The organism is Thiomonas delicata (genome assembly GCF_900088825.1).
GTDB lineage: Bacteria > Pseudomonadota > Gammaproteobacteria > Burkholderiales > Burkholderiaceae_C > Thiomonas_A > Thiomonas_A delicata.
The window spans coordinates 1-401 of sequence record NZ_LT592210.1; the positions used below are offsets into that span (position 1 = coordinate 1).

Annotated in this window: 1 protein-coding gene; it reads left to right on the top strand. The window is 70.6% G+C overall.

The genetic code is table 11. The annotated features are described in order from the left end of the window. On the top strand, positions 1-401 hold a 401-nt coding region (locus THIARS_RS18100; RefSeq protein WP_186436771.1), incomplete at both ends, for a HAMP domain-containing protein.

The window sequence follows — 401 nt, forward strand, 5'->3', positions numbered from 1 at the left end:
CAGCGCGTGGCCGACGGCGACTTGTCGGTGCGGGTTTCCGCCTCGTCGCGCGACGAGACCGGCCAGCTCCTTCATGCCCTGGGCACGATGGTGGCCAAGCTCACCGCCACCATCACCGCGGTGCGCGCCGCCGCCGACAACCTGTCCTCGGCCTCGACCCAGGTCTCCAGCACCTCGCAAAGCCTGTCGCAGTCGGCCTCGGAGCAGGCCGCCTCGGTGGAGGAGACTTCGGCCACGCTGGAGCAGGCCACGGCCTCGATCAAGCAAAACGCCGACAACGCCCGCCTCACCGACACCATGGCGCAGCAGGCTTCGTCCCAGGCGCGCGAGGGGGGCGCGGCGGTGCAGCAGACGGTGGCGGCCATGCAGTCGATCGCCGAGCGCATCTCGATCATCGACGA